The following is a 392-nucleotide window of genomic DNA, read 5'->3' as shown; positions in this document are numbered from 1 at the left end:
AACCCAGGGCCTGACAGGTCCTAATAATATATCCGATTCGTTTCTCGTAGAGTCAGCGCTTACTACATGGGTGCTCATGCAGAAGATAGATTCCAGCTTCCACCATTGGCAGTTTCGAGTAAATCTCCCGAACCTTCGGATCATGTCCGGGAATGATATGATGTCGAGAATCGGCTAGGCGACCTATCAGCTGGTATCCTTGTAACATGTCGCCGACATTAAATATTGCCGGAAAGGGGTTCTTCTGGTCATAATTTGCATAGTAATGCAATGCATCAGAGGCTAGGACAACCCACCCTCTTCGAGTATGAATTCGGACAACTTGTAGACCGTCGGTATGACCACCAACTCGGTAAATAGAAATTCCTGGCGCAAGCTCTGCCTCACCATTA

General features: G+C 47.2%; 1 pseudogene. It reads right to left on the bottom strand.

The features are described from left to right. Positions 1-52: 52 nt before the first annotated feature. Positions 53-392 (bottom strand): annotated as a pseudogene (locus IOC61_RS17755) (hypothetical protein); the annotation flags it as partial.

The sequence above is a fragment of the Halomonas sp. KAO genome (assembly GCF_015595025.1).
Lineage (GTDB): Bacteria > Pseudomonadota > Gammaproteobacteria > Pseudomonadales > Halomonadaceae > Halomonas.
The sequence above is the reverse complement of the archived record's forward strand: the minus strand, read 5'-3'. Positions and strand labels throughout refer to the sequence as shown.